This window comes from Bacillus sp. AMCV2 (assembly GCF_056033925.1).
This window is the reverse complement of record NZ_JBVYIB010000002.1, coordinates 4037509-4055436: the sequence shown is the minus strand read 5'-3', so window position 1 is coordinate 4055436 and position 17928 is coordinate 4037509. Positions and strand designations below refer to the sequence as shown.

Here is a 17928-nt window from a genome sequence, read left to right as displayed (position 1 = left end):
GAGGATGAAACATGAAGTTGATTTCATGGAATGTAAACGGCCTGCGGGCTGTGATGAGAAAAATGGATTTCCTCTCTTATTTGAAAGAAGAGGATGCAGATATTATATGTCTTCAGGAAACGAAGATACAGGACGGCCAGGTTGATCTCCAGCCTGAAGGCTATCATGTGTACTGGAATTATGCAGTGAAAAAAGGATATTCCGGCACAGCTGTTTTTTCTAAGCAAGAACCGCTGCAGGTCATCTACGGTATCGGAGTAGAAGAGCATGACCAAGAAGGCAGAGTGATTACGCTGGAATTTGAAAACGTGTTTGTGATGACTGTTTACACGCCCAATTCCAGAAGGGGATTAGAGCGGATTGATTACCGCATGCAATGGGAAGAGGCTTTATTGTCTTATATTCTTGAATTGGATCAGAAAAAACCAGTGATTTTATGCGGTGATTTGAATGTAGCTCATCAGGAGATTGATTTGAAAAATCCAAAGGCGAACCGGAATAACGCTGGATTTTCAGATCAAGAAAGAGGGGCATTCACTCGTTTCTTAGAAGCTGGCTTTGTTGACTCTTTCCGTCATGTTTATCCTGATCTTGAAGGCGCTTATTCCTGGTGGTCGTATCGTGCCGGCGCCGGGACAGAAATATCGGATGGCGGATTGATTATTTTGTTGTTTCTGAAAGCCTTAAGGAACAGATTGAAGATGCCAGTATATCAGCGGACGTCATGGGTTCCGACCATTGTCCTGTTGAACTTATCATCAATATATGATGAGATAGCAGTAAGGATTTTACACTTACTGCTTTTTTTATATGAAAAGGAGAAAGAGATGGCAAATATAAAAGAGATCGCAAGACTGGCAAATGTATCTGTTTCGACTGTCTCGCGTGTATTGAATCATCATCCGTATGTATCTGAAGAAAAGAGAAAGCTTGTTCATCAAGTCATGAAGGAATTGGATTATACACCAAATCGAACCGCAATCGATCTCATTCGCGGGAAAACCCATACAGTCGGTGTGATTCTGCCTTATAGCGATCATCCCTGCTTTGATAAAATCGTTAACGGAATCACCAAGGCGGCTTTTCAGCATGAGTATGCAACGACCCTTCTCCCCACCAATTATAACCCCGATATTGAAATCAAATATTTAGAGCTGTTAAGAACCAAGAAAATAGACGGTCTCATCATTACTTCCCGCGCCAATCATTGGGATAGCATTTTAGCTTATCAGGAATATGGGCCGATCATCGCTTGTGAGGATACCGGAGACATTGATGTCCCTTGTGCTTTTAATGACAGAAAAGCTGCTTATGCAGAGAGCTTTCGCTATTTAAAGAGCCGCGGGAATGAGAATATTGCTTTTACGTGTGTCAGAGAAGCTGATAGGAGCCCGAGCACGGCTGATAAAGCTGCGGCCTATAAAGCTGTCTGCGGAAGGTTGGAAGACCTCCATATGCTGTCCGGATGCAACGATATGAATGATGGTGAGCTGGCAGCTGAACATTTTTATATGAGCGGGCGGGTTCCGACTGCTATTTATGCAAATAGTGATGAAGTGGCAGCTGGAATTCATCTATTTGCCAAAAAGAATAATTGGGATGTTGAAATCATAGGCGAGGGGAATACTTCTATCAGCCGTGTTCTTGGTTTTCCGTCGCTTGATTTGAACCTTGAGCAGCTCGGCATCGCAGCATTTTCTCTATTTTTGCAGGATGAACCCGCTGATATCAAAATTCAGCATAAATTTAAGAAAAAAGCTTGAACTGAAATGCATTTCATACCTTATAACTTCATTGAAGGCGAAGGAGGAGGAAGAAATGCAGATTGAACATACAGCGGTCTGGGTCAATGATTTAGAGCGAATGAAATCTTTTTATGAAACGTATTTTAATGGCGAAGCGAATGATTTGTATCATAATGAGAAAAAAGATTTTAAGTCTTATTTTATTACGTTTGATTCCGGAGCAAGGCTGGAAATTATGAAAAAAGGGAATGTGACCGACGCGCCCTCACAAACAATGACAGGCTGGGCACATATTGCCTTTTCCGTTGGGAGCCGGGAGAAAGTTGACGAACTGACTGATCGATTGAAGGCGGATGGTTTCGCAGTAGTAAACGGCCCGAGGACAACAGGAGACGGGTACTATGAAAGTGTGATTGAAGATGATGAAGGAAATTTGATCGAGATTACAATCTGACATGGAGTGACTTAAATGCTGAGGACAGAAAAAGAAAAAATGGCAGCCGGAGAATTATACAATTCGGAAGATCAGCAACTATTACTAGAACGCAAGCAAGCGAGACAGCTGATTAGACAATATAACGAAACACCGGAAGATGATGCAGTGCGGACGGAGATTTTGAAGGAGCTGCTCGGTTCGGTTGGGGATCAAGTCACGATTTTGCCGACATTTCGCTGTGATTATGGCTATCACATTCATATCGGAGATCATACATTTGTTAATTTTGACTGTGTCATTTTAGATGTGTGTGAGGTGCGTATCGGCCGTCATTGTTTGATTGCGCCAGGTGTACATATCTACACGGCCGGTCATCCTCTTGATCCGATCGAAAGGAAATCCGGGAAGGAGTTCGGTAAGCCTGTGACAATTGGAGATCAAGTTTGGATTGGAGGCCGGGCGGTGATTAACCCGGGAGTGACAATCGGTGATAACGCAGTGATTGCGTCTGGATCTGTTGTCACTAAGGATGTACCCGCTAATAGTGTTGTAGGCGGAAACCCCGCGAGGATTTTGAAGCAATTGTAATGAGATCAGTGCGGCAGATCCGCACTGACTTTTTTAAATCTGTTTCGCATTCGTATTAGGACCGAAGAAGATTAACAGCAAGGAGCATGCGAGCCAGCAGCCCCCAATAAATAAGAAGACGCTGATATAGCCGAGCTGAACGGCAATAAATCCGACAAGCAATGAGCCAAAAATGTTTGAAAAACGGCCAAGACCATAGGCTAAACCGCTGCCAGACGAGCGGTATTCAGTCGGATAAGGTTCAGATGTATAGGCATATAAGTTCGAGGTAAAGACCCGTTCTGTGATATTCACGATAAAACCAAATACAATGATCATGATGGGAATAAAAGTCATACCATATAAGAGCCCGGCGATGGCCGTCAGAAACGCACTCGCAGCTAAAATCCATTTTCTTTGAAATCTTTCAGAAATCATGGAGCCGAGCAGTGCGCCAAGCGGAGCGCCGACGGAATGCAATACGTTATACCACAATGTATTTTCCATGGTGACGCCATTGCTTTTTAGCAGGCTTGGAACCCATGAGGCAAATCCGTAAAATCCAAACGTTTCAAAAATCCATACAGCAGATAATATGATGGTGATTTTGAGGTTTCTGCCTTTCAATAAGCCTGCGTAACCTGCATGCTGCTTAACAGTTTCACTTACTTTAGGCTGGGATGCTGCCGGAAGCGGGCCTTTGTCCTTTTCAACCTGTGCCTCAATTCGGTTGAGGATCGCATCGGCTTTCGCATATTCCCCGCGATTTTCGTGCCAGCGAGGCGACTCTTCCAGCCGTCGAATAAAGAAAAAATAAATAAGGCCGACGGCACCCCATACAAATACTAGCCTCCATCCCCATGAACCAAGAGGAATGACAAAGGCAGACACAATGTTGGTGATCGGAACCCCGATCAATCCAATCATGGCACAAAAAGAAATATATTTTCCACGAACACTTGAAGGGAAAAATTCCGCCAAATAGCTATTCGTAATGACCATGGCGGCTGCAACGCCAAATCCGGTGAGAAAACGGAATGTCATTAAAGATGGAATGTCCCATGCCGCAGCATTGCATAGCGATGCGATTGAGAAAACAAAGACAAATAGATTTAAGGCTTTTTTGCGGCCGATTCGATCGGACAGCCGTCCGCCCAGTGAAGCGCCTAAAAACATGCCTAAAAACGAAGCAGCCGTTACGTTAGCAATAGTTGAAAGCGGGATGCCCCAATGCTCGATCAGTGCCGGCGCTACATTGCTGAGGGTAAATAAATCTGCGAGATCAAAGAAATAAACAATGCCGAGAGCGGTTAACACTTGGAAATGAACGCGTGAAATCGGAAGGCGGTCTAAACGATTCGCTGCGTTTGAGAAAGGATGTGTATTCTTTTGTTTGAAGATCGTATTCATAAAAAACCCCCTTTTGAGTAGTAAGAAAAGACTGAAAATTTCCCTCTTGGGACTATTATAAGTATCTTGGTTCATTGGCAACAGAGTTCAAATCACTAGATGGAAGAACTAAATTCACACTTTATATTTTCATTTTGCTTAAAAGATTTCCAAAACAGTAGATTCATAGACCAATTTATGCAAATATATAGTAATATTCTCATTGAAAGGAAGAGACATAGAAGGAATGAATTCATTTATCCGTCCTATAGAAGGAAACAATACGTTGTGGAGATATTTTTTCGCTTTTTTGGTGATGGTAGGGTTATATGTATTCGGGAATATAGCTTACCTTTTCGCTATACTGTTCACGGTTATTGTGAATCCCAATATCACGTTTGATTTGGATGAAGCTGTGCTGAGTGATCCCCTCGTAGATCTTTATTTGTCCCATGTGATTTATTTATTCGCCATTCCGGGAGTTTGGCTGGCTGTGCGCTTTATTTTGAAGCGGCCTTTCCGAACTGTGATTACACCAAATTCAAAGATGAATTGGCGGAGAATTTCCTTTGGTTTTATTGCTTATTTCTTGCTGATGATCGCCGTACAATTGATTGATTTTGTGATTCATCCAGACAATTATTCAATGCAATCCTTTGATGCATCACGATTTATCTGGCTGCTAGCGGCTGCCCTCATTTTGGTTCCGATTCAGACATCAGCTGAGGAACTGTTTTTCAGGGGATTTTTGCTTCAAGTTTTCGGGAGATTGACGAAAAATCCTCTAATATTGACACTGATTGTCGGAGGATTGTTTGGCGTATTGCATTTTGCGAATCCAGAAATGAACAACGGTGCTGTCTGGGCAGGAATTGAGTATTTAACATTTGGTTTTGTGTGGACCTATTACACGATTAAAACAGGAAGCATCGAAATATCACTTGGCGCCCATGCCGCGAATAATATGTTTTTGTGTATGTTTATTACAGAAAAAAACAGTGTGTATGGAGGAATTCCTTCTCTCTTTACGGTTACGCGGGGGAACCCGATGTGGGAGGCTTTCTTTACGATAGCGGTCAATCTTGTGTTTGCGGGGATCGCTTTATGGGACCATAAGAAATCAAAAAGTAAGCAGCAAGGGTCTTAATCCCTGCTGCTTATTAACGTGTGGATCGCTTCTTCAATATTTGTTGTCGGCTGCTGGCAGGCAAAGTTTTCACAAATATACACGGTTGTTTTGCCATCTATGATCCGGTAGTCTGCCGCGAATGGCGCAATGTCTTTGCATTGATCAGGATGCTCTGCTACCAGAATGGAGTCGTTAGGCTTAAAGGCTTTTTGGAGCTCTGTTATGATTTGTTTTCTGGCTGGATCGTCTGCGCTGCCAAAAATAACGATTTCTTTCTTAGGCATCAGATGTCTTAACACACTTTGCATAAAGAAAGCGTGGCCGCTCGGATACGCGTCGATGTCTGGCTTGAACACGGAAAACATCGTTTCTGCTTTTTCAATTAGTGATAAGTCGCCTGTGACTTGCCCGAGACGCAGCAGCTGAACAGCTGCCACACTGTTTCCGGAAGGCACGGCGCCGTCGTACACTTCTTTTTCCCGTACGATTAAGGCTTCTGCATCGTGTCCGGTGAAGTAGAAGCCGCCATGCTCATCATCCCAAAATAAGCCGATCATATCGTCTGCCAGTTTCTTCGCTTTTTGTAAATAAGATAGATCAAACGAAGCTTCATAGAGATCCAGATAAGCCCATAGGAGAAAAGCGTAATCGTCGATAAAGCCTTTGTTTTTCACTTCGCCATCACGATATCGGACCATCACACGGCCGTCGATGATTAATTTGTTTTCAATAAATGTGATGGCGTCTTTCGCTAGGCTGAGATATTTCGGCTCCTGGTATACCTTTGCCGCTTTCGCAAGACCCGCGATCATCAGCGCGTTCCATGAGGTCAGCACTTTATCATCGATATGCGGATAGGTTCTTTCCTCGCGTATCTTCAAGAGCTGCTGTCTTGCGTCTTCGAGTTTGAGACTGAGCTCTTTTTCGGTTAACCCGGCATCCTCTTTGATTTGTTCCCACTTTGTGTGAATGAGGTTAGGAATATTTTTGCCTTCAAAGTTTCCTTCTTCAGTGATGTCATACACTTGGCAATACAGCGTTCCGAGATCGTCCCCGAGCGTTTTCAGAATCTCTTCCTTTGACCACACGTAGTACTTTCCTTCTTCTCCTTCTGTATCCGCGTCTAAAGCAGAGAAAAAGCTTCCGTCTTCAAGAGTCATTTCCCTCTGAATGAACGTAATGATCTGCTCACAAATCTCTTTATAGCGGCTGTTTTGCGTGACCTGATAGGCTTCTGTATAAGCAGTCAGCAGCAGCGCATTGTCGTACAGCATTTTTTCAAAGTGGGGAACGAGCCACTCGTCATCGGTCGAATAGCGGGCGAACCCATAGCCGATATGATCGTAAATGCCGCCATTCGCCATGCTGTCCAGCGTTTTCGTCACGTTGTATAAAGCGTTCTCCTGCCCCGTATTGTGATGATAACGAAGCAAATACATCAGCATATGGGGCATCGGAAATTTCGGTGCCTGCCCGAAACCGCCGTAGATCGTATCAAACCCGCTGGCAAGCTGCTGGAATGTCCGGTGAATCGCAGACTCGCTAAGGCCTTCGCCTGATTTTGCAGCTGTTTTGGTCTGCAAATGTTTAGCGGCGTTCTCCGCAATATCCTCGACATGCTCGCGGTCGTTCGCAAACGTCTCAGACAGATGCTCAAGCACATCAACAAAACCGGGACGATTGAATTTGCTCGTCTTTGGAAAATATGTACCCGCGTAAAACGGCTTTTGATCAGGCGTGATAAACACATTCAGCGGCCAGCCGCCCTGCCCGGTCATCAGCTGGCAGATTCTCATATAAACAGAATCCACATCAGGCCGCTCTTCCCGGTCGACTTTAATCGCTACAAACCGTTCATTGAGAAGACGCGCGATTTCTTCGTCTTCAAAGCTTTCGTGGGCCATAACATGGCACCAATGACATGTTGAATAGCCGATGCTGACGAGAACCGGCTTGTTTTCGCGTTTCGCTTTTTCGAAGGCTTCTTCTCCCCAGGGGAACCAATCTACTGGGTTGTGGGCGTGTTGAAGTAAATATGGAGACTTCTCAGCGATTAATCTATTGGGTTTACTTTTATTTGGCATGGGATCACCTTCTTTCGTTTTCTTATTTATACCATTAGTATTTTCTTTTTCTCCATTATTAAAACCTCAAATAAAAATATACTGCTTTTTCATTTGAATATCGTGGTGAATGTTTATAAATCATGTTATCCACTGCACCAATTACAAAACCATTTTTTAAATAAAATCGACAAGCGAGTAAATTAACGTCTTGAGTTTCTAACATAAATCCTTTGGTGCCTTTGTTGATTGCCCACTCTTTTGCTCTATTAAGTAAAGCAGTTCCTATACCTTCGCCTCTATGACTATTCGACACAAAAAGTTTATCAATGGAAGCGTATTTTATTTCTTCTATTGTATGTAATTTTATGTGCCCTAGGCATGTTTCACCGACATAGTATAAAAAAACGACACTATCTTCGCTATCAATATATTCGTCAAAATCTTCATTTTCCTCATACTTTGATTCATAAGGTTTTTCGTAAATCTCTTCCTGACAAGTCCAGGAGTTATTTTCATATTTCGGAATAAGTCTGCCTATAACCATAAAGGTTTGATTGAGATCATAATCTTTTTTATTTTTTAATGTCATTTCAATTATTTTGAAGTTATTCTTCAAATATTTACAATCCTTTCTTTTTCATAAAATAGTTTAGTAATTAATGGAGACTTCTTAGCGATTAATCTATTAAGTTTACCTTTATTTTTCATGTGATCATCTTCTTTCCAATTTAGTTATATCAAGGTTACCACAGTGACGATAAACAATACAAAACTGCTGTTTAGTCACAAAAAAATGCAAAAATTTTTGTTATGGATACGAATATGAAACGGTTGGCATTGCACCGGAAGTCGAACGATTTAGGGTTGTATTTGAAAAGTACGCCCGTCAGGAAGGCGTTTTTGACCAAGTGAATATTATTATGGCGCTCACCATCCAAGAAAGCGGTGGGCGTTCTTTAGATATCATGCAAAGTTCCGAAAGTAACGGCTTACCTCCTAACTCCATAACTGACCCAGAACGTTCGATTGAAGTCGGCATTAAACATTTTAAGAAGGTTTTTAAACAGGCTGGCGGTGATGTTCGTTTAACCTTACAGGCATACAACTTTGGTTCTGGGTTTATAGACTATGTCAAAAAGAATGGCGGGAAATACACAAAGAAATTGGCACTTGATTTCAGCCGATTGCAAGCTTTTAAAATGGGCTGGAAGAGCTACGGTGACCCAAGTTATGTTGACCACGTCATGAGGTATGTGAAAGGCTCTGATAAAAATGTAAAGCCTGTGAACGGTTCTATGGATTTCTATGAAACGGTCATGAAAGAAGCTTTGAAATATGAAGGGCAACCGTATGCCTGGGGCGGTTCAAACCCGAAAACTGGATTTGATTGTTCGGGCCTTGTTCAGTGGTCTATTGCGAAAGCTGGAATTACTCTTCCTAGAACAGCACAAGAACAACATGGGGCAACAAAGAAAATAAGTGAAAAAGAAGCGACTGCGGGTGACTTGGTGTTCTTTTGCGGCACATATGAAGGAAAAGCCATTACTCATGTTGGCATCTATGTAGGCAATGGCAGAATGTTTAATTCAAATGACAGTGGAATCGAATATGCTGATCTGAAATCAGGTTATTGGAGAGATCACCTTGTATCTTTTGGACGAATTAAATAACTAGGAGTTGAAATAAAAAAATGCACATCACAAGTTTTAGAGGGTGAATATAAAGTGGAAAAGAATTTATTGTTTATCTATACTTAAGAAGGAAAAGGAATTGGGTGTTTAATTTTGAAAACTTTTACTTATCAAAGACATGATCATAATAGGTATAAAACACACCGTATAACATGGTTGCAACCGTAAGTTGACAAAGTGCATTTGCTGGAAGATAGAACCGAGAGCGCTGTTTTCATACAATGTAGTCATCAAAGTAAAGGAGTTCTTAACTATGACATTTGGTGAAAAACTTTTTAAGCTGCGAAAAGAAAAAGGTCTGTCACAGGAAGCTTTAGCAGAGAAAGTAAACACGACAAGGCAGGCAATTAGTAAGTGGGAAAATGGGCAAGGGTTTCCTGAAACAGAAAAGCTTCTAATGATTGGAAACATTTTCGAAGTATCAATTGATTATTTGTTAAAAGACTCTGCTGAACCTCGTCCCGATAACAAAGAAGGATATTATGTAAGCAGAGAAATGGCAGACGGCTTTTTATTGCATCAACGCAAAGTTTTCAAGTATGTATCTTTCGGACTGAGCATGCTTATTTTTTCCACTGTCCCTTATTTGGTTTTTAAACAAGAACCAGCTATTTATACACTCCTTATCATTATTATAGCAGTACTCGGCATTGGAGCTATTGTGACAGGAATGATTACGGAAGAAGATAAATATAAGGTACTCAAGAAAGAGGCTCTGATTTTTGATCAAAATCATCATAAAGAGCTGACAGCGAGATATAAAGATATTAAAAGAAGGTATGCTGCTATCATGGTCGTTGGAGTTTGTTCTATTGTAGCAGGCGTAATTCCTTTTCTTCTTGAAAGAAAACATATAGCCTCAGGTTTAATTGCCTACTATCCAGTTTGTGTAGTTTTGATAGCTGTAGGTGTCTATATCTTGATTCGTACCTTGCCAATCATAGAGGCATATCAAATAATGGTGAAAAACGAAGAGTATATAAATAGATTCGGCTTTAAGCTTAGTAAGAGAGTGAGAAAAAGAATGGATAATATCTAATAAAAGAGCCTAAAAAGGTTCTTTTTTTCATTTAACTAACACCATCAAAAGTTTAATCAGTTGATATAAGATTTTAACCAGTAATATCCACTTTCTGACATTCTGAGATCTCACAATAATAGACCAATCACAAAGTTCTTTTTTCACTCTAGGCGACATACTTGACTAGGGGGTCAAAAACAATATATAATCCCCGTATGACAAGACCAAGAGAATTTGATGTTGATAAGGTATTATTTCAGACAATGGAAGTGTTTTGGTCCAAAGGATTTAAATCCACTTCTTTCGAAGACCTCACGAATAAGACGAAAGTTAAAAAGCAAAGTCTATATGGGGTATTCGAGAATAAACGTACTCTATTTCTAAAAGCTTTGGCTCTATATCGTGACTATAATCTTCAGAACCTTAAAGAAATTATGGCCGAGGCTGATTCGCCTGCAGGTAAGATTGACGCTATTCTGCGTGCTTCATTATGTACGAATAGCGAAGATGCCCGAAGAGGCTGTCTTATGGTGAATACTGCTTTGGAATTTGGGGTAAGCGATCTTGAAGTAACAAAACAGGTCGAAGGAATGCATAACGATGTTCAGCATGCATTGGAGGAGGTGATTGAGGAAGGACAAGCTGCTGGACAATTTACCACCAAGTTCACTTCGACGGAACTCGCTCTTCACCTGTCTAACGCTCTGCAAGGTGTTAGGGTGTTGCAAAAGTCAGGCGTTGATCATCAACAAACAGAAGCCGTCTTAAGAACGGCATTTGGATTAATTATGCATTAATTTATGCATAATTTTTTTGCTTCGTTTTTGACTCTGTAGTCAAATAAGATGAAAAAGGAGAATTTATTACATGACATCGAAAAACCAGACTTTACTATCCAGTTATCAACTTGGGCATTTGACTTTGAAAAACCGGGTCGTTCTAGCTCCGATGACGCGAGCTTCCGCCGATCCGGATGGCCGCCCTACCGATAGAATGGCACGTTATTACGCGAGCTTCGCGGCAGGAGACTTCGCTATGCTCATTACGGAATCGACCTATATGGATAACAAGTTGAGTAAAGGGTCCTTAGATATGCCCGGCATCACGAATGAATCTCACATTGAAGGCTGGAAACAGGTGATTGACGCGGTTCATGCCAATGGCGCCAAAATGATTATTCAGTTGGCACATGCGGGCGCGTTATCGCAGTGGTATAAAGATGAAGACGTAACGGTTGCTCCTTCGTCTTATAAACCGGAGGGAGAAAGGGTTCCGGCTTACGGTCCGGGAGGAGAATTTCCAGTTTCAACGGCCCTTAAGGTGGAGGAAATTAAGGAGCTTGTACAAAATTTTGCGAGAGCCGCCGCCAACGCTAAAAAGGCAGGCGCCGACGGCATTGAATTGCATGTTGGGAAGGGTTTCCTTCATGATCAGTTCTTAACGGAATATACCAATAATCGCGAAGACGAATACGGCGGGTCATTGGAGAATCGTCTGCGGTTTATCGTTGAAACGGTACAAGCCATCCGTGCGAGCACCGGTGATAACTTTATCGTTGGTGTTGAGATATCGCAATATAAAATGAACAACTTCGATTACAAATGGCCGAATGGAGAGGCCGATGCGAAGATAATCTTTGAGAGCATAGCACATGCGGGCGCCGATTATATTCATGTGACGGACTATGTGGCCAATGCGCCTGCTTTTGGTGAAAGCGGCCCAACGCTCGCCGCTTTGGCTAAAAAATACGGGAAGATTCCTGTTATCGTTAATGGAAGCATTATGGAACCGGAAGATGCAGAGCGGGTTCTCAACGAAGGCGGAGATTTGATTTCGATCGCAAGAATGGCACTGGCTAATCATGATTGGCCAATCAAAGTTCGGGAAGGTCTCCCGCTGAATCCATTTACGGGTGATGTGTTGGCAGATGGTCCAACCATTAAAGACTCCGAAATGCTAAGTGTAGATGAAATTTGACTCTGAGTAAAAAATCCGTAAATGCCATTTAATAAAGGGGGATTATCGTGAATTTAGGTTTGAAAGGAAAAAAGGCGCTGATCACAGGTTCGACGCAGGGGCTTGGTAAAGCTGTCGCACAGGTGTTGGTTCGAGAAGGTGCGACGGTGTATATTAATGGTCGAGATGAGGGAAGAGTACGTTCAGCTATTGAAGAAATTCAGCAACAGCATCCATCTGCTGCTGTCAAGTCGACCGTCGCGGATTTGGGGAATGAATCGGGATGCGAGGAGCTTCTGGCCAACCTTCCTGAAGTGGATATACTAATTAATAACATGGGGATTTTTGAAGCGAGACCCTTCCTGGATATTTCGGATGAGGAATGGTTTAGATTTATTGAAGTGAATGTCATGAGCGGGATCCGTTTATCCCGTCATTACATTCAATCAATGCTGGAACGCAATGATGGACGCATTATTTTTGTAGGCAGCGGGGCTGCGCTGCTGCCATCGCTTGAAATGCCTCAGTACAGCGTGACCAAAACGATGCAGCTGAGTGTCTCTCGAAATCTTGCCGAGTTGACACGGGGAACGAATGTAACGGTTAATACAGTGCTTCCCGGTTTAATGTTGACTGAGTTCGTTGAAAGTATGATGATTTCAGCTTATGGAAACGAGATTGGCCTAGACGAGGCGGGGACAAGGTTCATGAAAGATAATGGACATACTTCACTGCTCCAGCGTCCCATACAAACAGCAGAAATCGCTGAGTTTATTGCCTTTCTTAGCAGCAAGCTATCATCAGCTATTAATGGTTCAGCGATGCGAGTCGATGGCGGCGGTATTAAAAATATATTTTAATACTAAAAAAATATAAAAGAGAGTGGTGAGCAAATTGATTAGCCTTTCCCAAATTGCCACCACTTTTTTGTTTAGTGGCTGCGATCATTTTTTGTGTTTCCAGTGATTCTCGTAAAGCTTTTGTGAGATTAAGGCTCGTCATCATTTGTCTGTGAGGTATTCCATAATGAAAACCAAGGGCTATAAACCCTTGATAGATCCATTATTTCACCTTTGAACTATAAAGATGGGTCTTCAATCGTAATTCTTTAACAAGATTGCTGAATTATGTCCGCCGAAACCAAAAGAATTTGATAGCCCATATTTCAATGGAAGGTGTCTCGCTTCTGATACAACATCTAAGTTGCAATCTGGATCTTGCTTCTCTACATTAATAGTTGGCGGAATCATTCCTCGTCTCAAACTTTCCACTAAAGCAATTGCTTCTACTCCGCCAGCAGCACCAAGCATGTGCCCAGTCATTGACTTGTTTGCAGTTGTTGGAATTTCACGTGAATGTTCACCAAATAATTTCTTAATAGCTAGAACTTCTGAACGATCACCTACTTGTGTACTTGTTGCATGAGCACTAATAACATCAATTTCACCTGTTGATATATTTGCACTTCTCAATGCTTTTTTCATGGCTAAGTAGGCACCCTTACCTTCTGGGTGTGATGCTACCATATGATGAGCATCTGAACTAGCTCCGTACCCCACTACTTCACATAATATCGGCGCATCTCTAAGAATAGCGTTTTCTAATGATTCTAATACTAAGATACCTGCGCCTTCACTCATAACAAAGCCATCTCTATCTGTATCGAATGGTCGGCTGGCTCGACTTGGCTCTTGGTTTCTTGTAGATAATGCATGGGCGTTTCCAAAACTAGCCAAAGATAACTGTGTGATTGCAGCTTCTGCTCCACCGGCAAATATAATATCTGCTTCATCATTTCGGATAGCATTAAAAGCTTCACCAATAGAGGTGTTCCCGATTGAACAGGCTGTGACTGGTGATAATGATGGTCCTTGTGCTCCTAATTTTATGCTTATTTGAGCTGCAGCTGCATTTGAAATCATCATTGGTACAAGGCTAGGGCTTACTCTCGCGGGACCTCGTTTATTTAATACATTCACATTATCAACAAGCGATTGTATGCCTCCGATTCCTGAACCAACATATACCCCTAAACGTTCAAGATCAACATTATCTAACTGTAATTGTGAATGTTCTAATGCTTGTTCGGCTGCTGCTAAGGCAAACTGACTAAAACGATCTAATCGTTTTGCTTCTTTTCTCCCCAATATTTCATCTGCATCGAAATCACGAACGATTCCAGCTATCTTTGTTTTATAATCAGCAGTATCAAAAGAATCAATTAGAGATATTCCCGAGTGTCCTTTAACTAGTTGATTCCAAAAGCTATTCACATCATTTCCTAGAGGAGAAATAACTCCCATTCCAGTAATGACAACTCTTTTCATGATAATTCCCTCCTTGTTTTTATTAACTTTAGCTATTGTGTTATCCTATTACAAGTTGTTGTTTATCCTAGTATAATTAATACTATTTTAAAGGGAGATCTTAATGAAACCTGAAACAAGACTTCAAGCTTTATCGGAATTTTTAAAGAACCAACGTTCGAAAATTACTCCCCAAATGGTTGGTTTACCTGTAGGAACCCGCAGAAGAACACCAGGACTAAGAAGAGAAGAAGTGGCTCAACTAGCCGGTGTAAGTCTTACTTGGTATACATGGTTAGAACAAGGAAGAGATATAAAAGTATCTACTTCGGTATTAGATGCTATTTCTCGAGCATTACAATTAAATAACGATGAAAGGAGATATTTGTATGCTCTAGCGTTAGAGGAAGGAGTGAAACAACCCTTTATAAATGAGAAAGAGAAGGAAATCAGTCCGGCTTTAGTAAAAATTTTGCAGGAACTTCGTTATTGCCCAACGATTATATCAGATAGAAGAAGTCAGATTGTTGGGTGGAATCAAGCAGCAGCTAATGTATTTTTGGACTTTGAACAAATCAATCCGGCAGAAAGGAATATAATACGCTTACTATTCGCAAGAAAGGAATTTAAAAGTTTAGCAGTGAATTGGGAGCATTTTGTTAGAGGATATATCGCAATATTTAGAACGTATTATGGACAGTATGTGGCTGATGACTGGTATGAGCAATTTATACAAGAAATGGAACAGGCATATCCTGAGTTTCGTAAAATTTGGAATGAAAGTGAGATAAGCTCTGCTCCTGAAGTATTAATTGAGTTTCGTCATGCTAAGGTAGGTAAAATGTTGTTTAATCTGACTTCATTACAAGTGCATGGGGATACTGATTTAAGATGCAGCGTCTATACCCCAGTTGAGGATACTGAAACTGAGCTTAAGTTAAAACGGTTAATTGAAGGCTAGCTATCGTTTGGAGAGTAGAAGTTATTCAAGTAATACTTCCTTTACTTTGTTTAGACTGTAAATAAAAAAACAACTAGTATATAGTTCCCATTCGTTTATTGTATTTGGATGAAGTTGTTGTGTGCATCTAATATTTGAAAGATCCTATGCCACCAAAAACAAGTTATAACCCTGTTGTAGTAGTGATGGAGAAAATATTAAAAATAGAAAACCTCTATCTGGTTACACAAGCTTTTAGTGGGTTTTATAATTAATCAAAAAAAATCGATTTATTTGCTTGCATTTATTTTAAAATCATGAGTATTATAAATACATCAAAAAAAATTGATTAAAGAAGGCGATATGAATGGTTGAGACGAAATCAGAACTACTTCAGAAATATGAACAAAAATTTAAGGCTCTTGCTGATCAGAAACGATTAGAGATCATGTATGAACTTTGTCAAAGGGGAAAAACCTGTGTTTGTGATCTGACTGAGATTTTTGATGTGACACAATCTAAACTTTCTTATCATCTTAAAATTTTATTAGATGCCAACTTAATAACGAAAGAGACAAAGGGAACATGGAGCTATTATGATTTAAATGATGAGGAAGTAAATAGTTTATTATCAGAAGAGCTTTGTTGTGTATTTAGAAAAAAAGGTGAAGGAGATTGCTGCTAAAAATTTTTAGTCATTAAATCAAATTTTTTTGATTAATATATAAGAGGGGGAATTAAAATGAAATATGTTCATGTAGGGATAAATGTTGTCAGTTTGGAGAAATCGATCAATTTTTATGAAAAAGTTTTTGGAGTAAAGGCTGTAAAAGTAAAAACAGACTATGCAAAGTTTTTATTAGAGACTCCTGGACTGAACTTCACTTTAAATGTCGTAGATGAGGTGAAGGGAAATCAAGTGAATCATTTTGGATTCCAAGTAGATAGTTTGGAAGAAGTTTTGAAACACAAGGAAAGGCTTGAAAAAGAAGGTTTTTTTGCACGTGAAGAAATGGATACGACTTGTTGTTATGCAGTCCAAGATAAATTTTGGATTACTGATCCAGATGGAAACGAGTGGGAGTTTTTCTATACCAAATCGAACAGCGAGATTCAAAAACAAGATTCCTCCTCTTGTTGTGTAACACCTCCAAGCGATAGTAAAACGAACTCTTGCTGTTAATAAAAAGGTGAGGATAAGTAATGAAACGTTTATCATTTTTAGACCGTTATTTAACCATCTGGATTTTTCTTGCGATGGCATTGGGGATAGGATTAGGTTTTATATTTCCGGGCTTTGTTGACGGATTAAACAAATTACAAGTTGGAACTACATCTATCCCTTTAGCAATTGGATTAATATTAATGATGTATCCTCCACTAGCAAAGGTTCGCTATGAAGAAATCGGCCGGGTATTTAAAGATATTAAAGTATTAATTTTGTCTTTAGTGCAAAACTGGATCATTGGTCCGACTCTCATGTTTATTTTGGCTATCATCTTTTTGCCAGATAAACCGGAGTATATGATTGGACTTATTATGATTGGATTGGCTCGCTGTATTGCGATGGTTATTGTGTGGAATGACTTATCAAAAGGTGATACAGAATACGCGGCAGGATTAGTTGCTTTCAACTCAATTTTCCAAATGCTTTTTTTCTCAGTTTATGCTTACATTTTTGTAACAGTTATTCCGCAATGGTTAGGGATGGAAGGAGCAGTAGTGAATATTACGATGGCAGAAGTCGCAAAATCAGTATTCATTTACCTTGGAGTTCCTTTTATTGCAGGAATGGTGACACGTTATATTTTTGTAAAAGTGAAGGGGAAAGAATGGTATGAAAAAGTGTTCATTCCTAAAATTAGTCCAATTACGTTAATTGCTTTGCTATTTACAATTATCGTCATGTTTTCCTTAAAAGGTGATGTAATTGTTAGCTTGCCGTTAGATGTTGTTCGAGTTGCGATTCCATTATTGATTTACTTTGTTTTAATGTTCTTTGTTTCCTTCTTTTTAGGAAAGAAAATCGGGGCAAACTACGCTGTAACCACTACTTTAGCTTTTACAGCAGGAAGCAATAACTTTGAATTAGCGATTGCTGTAGCTGTTGGTGTGTTTGGAATTCATTCGGGTGCAGCATTTGCCGCCGTAATTGGTCCGCTTGTAGAAGTGCCGGTCATGATAGCACTTGTTAAGGTTGCTTTATGGTTTCAACGAAAATACTTTCGAAGTCACTCGATGTAGAGGTGGAATATATGGAGAATAAAATTATTTACTTTTTATGTACAGGGAACTCTTGCCGAAGCCAAATGGCTGAAGGATGGGCTAAACAATATTTAGGTGATGAGTGGAAAGTATATAGCGCGGGGATAGAGGCACATGGATTAAATCCGAATGCTGTTAAAGCGATGAAAGAAGTTGGTATAGATATCTCTAATCAAACGTCAGATATCATCGACTCTGATATTCTGAACAATGCTGATTTAGTTGTTACGCTTTGTGGTGATGCTGCTGATAAATGCCCGATCACGCCTCCACATGTAAAACGTGAGCATTGGGGGTTTGATGATCCAGCAAAAGCACAAGGGACAGAAGAAGAAAAATGGGCGTTTTTCCAAAGGGTTCGTGATGAAATAGGGGATAGGTTGAAGGAATTTGCAGAAACAGGGAAATAAACTCTTT

Annotated in this window: 17 protein-coding genes and 2 pseudogenes; 15 read left to right on the top strand and 4 right to left on the bottom strand. The window is 40.6% G+C overall.

The features are described from left to right. Window positions 1–11 precede the first annotated feature (11 nt). The 4 genes and pseudogenes from xth (at window position 12) to AC0OMA_RS20865 (ending at window position 2769) form a co-directional block, all read left to right on the top strand. A pseudogene (xth, locus tag AC0OMA_RS20880) lies at window positions 12–769 on the top strand (exodeoxyribonuclease III). A 58-nt stretch (window positions 770–827) separates the two neighbouring features. Continuing rightward, window positions 828–1763 (top strand): transcriptional regulator CcpB, encoded by a 936-nt coding sequence (ccpB, locus tag AC0OMA_RS20875; protein WP_181220379.1) that lies wholly within the window; start codon window positions 828–830, stop codon window positions 1761–1763. Between the two features lie 55 nt (window positions 1764–1818). Then, the gene (locus AC0OMA_RS20870) at window positions 1819–2199 is read left to right on the top strand and encodes a VOC family protein (RefSeq protein WP_181220378.1); all 381 of its coding nucleotides are present in this window, start codon (window positions 1819–1821) and stop codon (window positions 2197–2199) included. Window positions 2200–2214: 15 nt separating this feature from the next. After that, on the top strand, window positions 2215–2769 hold the full coding sequence (locus tag AC0OMA_RS20865) for a sugar O-acetyltransferase (protein ID WP_181220377.1): 555 nt from the start codon (window positions 2215–2217) through the stop codon (window positions 2767–2769). A gap of 33 nt (window positions 2770–2802) precedes the next feature. On the opposite strand, the gene AC0OMA_RS20860 is transcribed toward AC0OMA_RS20865, so the two are convergent. Beyond that, window positions 2803–4158, bottom strand: a complete 1356-nt coding sequence (locus tag AC0OMA_RS20860; protein WP_181220376.1) for an MFS transporter — start codon at window positions 4156–4158, stop codon at window positions 2803–2805. Between the two features lie 226 nt (window positions 4159–4384). On the opposite strand from AC0OMA_RS20860, the gene AC0OMA_RS20855 reads away from it, so the two are divergent. Further along, on the top strand, window positions 4385–5284 hold the full coding sequence (locus tag AC0OMA_RS20855; RefSeq protein ID WP_474222411.1) for a lysostaphin resistance A-like protein: 900 nt from the start codon (window positions 4385–4387) through the stop codon (window positions 5282–5284). On the opposite strand, the gene AC0OMA_RS20850 is transcribed toward AC0OMA_RS20855, so the two are convergent. Both AC0OMA_RS20850 and AC0OMA_RS20845 read right to left on the bottom strand, forming a co-directional pair. Continuing rightward, complete coding sequence (locus tag AC0OMA_RS20850; protein ID WP_474222410.1) at window positions 5281–7350, bottom strand: thioredoxin domain-containing protein; 2070 nt, start codon at window positions 7348–7350, stop codon at window positions 5281–5283. The two genes, AC0OMA_RS20855 and AC0OMA_RS20850, sit on opposite strands and share 4 nt — an antisense overlap. 58 nt (window positions 7351–7408) lie before the next feature. Further along, window positions 7409–7948 (bottom strand): GNAT family N-acetyltransferase, encoded by a 540-nt coding sequence (locus AC0OMA_RS20845; RefSeq protein ID WP_250541148.1) that lies wholly within the window; start codon window positions 7946–7948, stop codon window positions 7409–7411. Window positions 7949–8150: 202 nt separating this feature from the next. Between AC0OMA_RS20845 and AC0OMA_RS20840 the strand changes: the two are divergent. The 5 genes and pseudogenes from AC0OMA_RS20840 to AC0OMA_RS20820 all read left to right on the top strand — a co-directional run. Continuing rightward, window positions 8151–9002, top strand: a pseudogene (locus AC0OMA_RS20840) (bifunctional lytic transglycosylase/C40 family peptidase); the annotation flags it as partial. Window positions 9003–9276: 274 nt separating this feature from the next. Then, window positions 9277–10062 carry a helix-turn-helix domain-containing protein gene (locus AC0OMA_RS20835; RefSeq protein WP_063335922.1) on the top strand — a complete coding sequence of 262 codons (786 nt, stop codon included), beginning with the start codon at window positions 9277–9279 and terminating at the stop codon, window positions 10060–10062. Between the two features lie 245 nt (window positions 10063–10307). After that, window positions 10308–10841: a TetR/AcrR family transcriptional regulator gene (locus tag AC0OMA_RS20830; protein ID WP_250541147.1), complete on the top strand. Its 534-nt coding sequence runs from the start codon at window positions 10308–10310 to the stop codon at window positions 10839–10841. Between the two features lie 70 nt (window positions 10842–10911). After that, a complete protein-coding gene (locus tag AC0OMA_RS20825) occupies window positions 10912–12021 on the top strand; it encodes an NADH:flavin oxidoreductase (RefSeq protein WP_063335920.1) in 1110 nt (369 codons plus the stop codon). 47 nt (window positions 12022–12068) lie between these two features. Continuing rightward, window positions 12069–12860, top strand: a complete 792-nt coding sequence (locus tag AC0OMA_RS20820) for an SDR family NAD(P)-dependent oxidoreductase (RefSeq protein ID WP_063335919.1) — start codon at window positions 12069–12071, stop codon at window positions 12858–12860. Window positions 12861–13094: 234 nt separating this feature from the next. Here the strand turns inward: AC0OMA_RS20820 and fabF are convergent, their stop codons facing one another. Continuing rightward, window positions 13095–14327 carry a beta-ketoacyl-ACP synthase II gene (fabF, locus tag AC0OMA_RS20815; protein WP_015483977.1) on the bottom strand — a complete coding sequence of 411 codons (1233 nt, stop codon included), beginning with the start codon at window positions 14325–14327 and terminating at the stop codon, window positions 13095–13097. Between the two features lie 103 nt (window positions 14328–14430). Between fabF and AC0OMA_RS20810 the strand changes: the two genes are divergently transcribed. The 5 genes from AC0OMA_RS20810 to arsC all read left to right on the top strand — a co-directional run bounded on the left by AC0OMA_RS20810 (window position 14431) and on the right by arsC (window position 17921). Continuing rightward, a complete protein-coding gene (locus AC0OMA_RS20810; protein WP_015385208.1) occupies window positions 14431–15267 on the top strand; it encodes a helix-turn-helix transcriptional regulator in 837 nt (278 codons plus the stop codon). 346 nt (window positions 15268–15613) lie between these two features. Further along, entirely contained in the window at window positions 15614–15931 is a 318-nt protein-coding gene (arsR, locus tag AC0OMA_RS20805) for an arsenical resistance operon transcriptional regulator ArsR (protein WP_474222409.1), read from the top strand. A 57-nt stretch (window positions 15932–15988) separates the two neighbouring features. Further along, window positions 15989–16429, top strand: coding sequence for an ArsI/CadI family heavy metal resistance metalloenzyme (locus tag AC0OMA_RS20800; protein WP_015385206.1), 441 nt, complete (start codon window positions 15989–15991; stop codon window positions 16427–16429). A 20-nt stretch (window positions 16430–16449) separates the two neighbouring features. Next, a complete protein-coding gene (gene acr3 / locus AC0OMA_RS20795) occupies window positions 16450–17490 on the top strand; it encodes an arsenite efflux transporter Acr3 (protein ID WP_327830170.1) in 1041 nt (346 codons plus the stop codon). An 11-nt stretch (window positions 17491–17501) separates the two neighbouring features. Then, on the top strand, window positions 17502–17921 hold the full coding sequence (gene arsC / locus AC0OMA_RS20790; protein ID WP_015483976.1) for an arsenate reductase (thioredoxin): 420 nt from the start codon (window positions 17502–17504) through the stop codon (window positions 17919–17921). The last annotated feature ends 7 nt before the right edge of the window (window positions 17922–17928 follow it).

Bases quoted from the DNA above. Each gene is read 5' to 3' on its own strand.
- ccpB (WP_181220379.1), top strand. From the start codon at position 828: ATGGCAAATATAAAAGAGATCGCAAGACTGGCAAATGTATCTGTTTCG.
- AC0OMA_RS20870 (WP_181220378.1), top strand. From the start codon at position 1,819: ATGCAGATTGAACATACAGCGGTCTGGGTCAATGATTTAGAGCGAATG.
- AC0OMA_RS20865 (WP_181220377.1), top strand. From the start codon at position 2,215: ATGCTGAGGACAGAAAAAGAAAAAATGGCAGCCGGAGAATTATACAAT.
- AC0OMA_RS20860 (WP_181220376.1), bottom strand. From the start codon at position 4,158: ATGAATACGATCTTCAAACAAAAGAATACACATCCTTTCTCAAACGCA.
- AC0OMA_RS20855 (WP_474222411.1), top strand. From the start codon at position 4,385: ATGAATTCATTTATCCGTCCTATAGAAGGAAACAATACGTTGTGGAGA.
- AC0OMA_RS20850 (WP_474222410.1), bottom strand. From the start codon at position 7,350: ATGCCAAATAAAAGTAAACCCAATAGATTAATCGCTGAGAAGTCTCCA.
- AC0OMA_RS20835 (WP_063335922.1), top strand. From the start codon at position 9,277: ATGACATTTGGTGAAAAACTTTTTAAGCTGCGAAAAGAAAAAGGTCTG.
- AC0OMA_RS20830 (WP_250541147.1), top strand. From the start codon at position 10,308: ATGGAAGTGTTTTGGTCCAAAGGATTTAAATCCACTTCTTTCGAAGAC.
- AC0OMA_RS20825 (WP_063335920.1), top strand. From the start codon at position 10,912: ATGACATCGAAAAACCAGACTTTACTATCCAGTTATCAACTTGGGCAT.
- fabF (WP_015483977.1), bottom strand. From the start codon at position 14,327: ATGAAAAGAGTTGTCATTACTGGAATGGGAGTTATTTCTCCTCTAGGA.
- AC0OMA_RS20810 (WP_015385208.1), top strand. From the start codon at position 14,431: ATGAAACCTGAAACAAGACTTCAAGCTTTATCGGAATTTTTAAAGAAC.
- arsR (WP_474222409.1), top strand. From the start codon at position 15,614: ATGGTTGAGACGAAATCAGAACTACTTCAGAAATATGAACAAAAATTT.
- AC0OMA_RS20800 (WP_015385206.1), top strand. From the start codon at position 15,989: ATGAAATATGTTCATGTAGGGATAAATGTTGTCAGTTTGGAGAAATCG.
- acr3 (WP_327830170.1), top strand. From the start codon at position 16,450: ATGAAACGTTTATCATTTTTAGACCGTTATTTAACCATCTGGATTTTT.
- arsC (WP_015483976.1), top strand. From the start codon at position 17,502: ATGGAGAATAAAATTATTTACTTTTTATGTACAGGGAACTCTTGCCGA.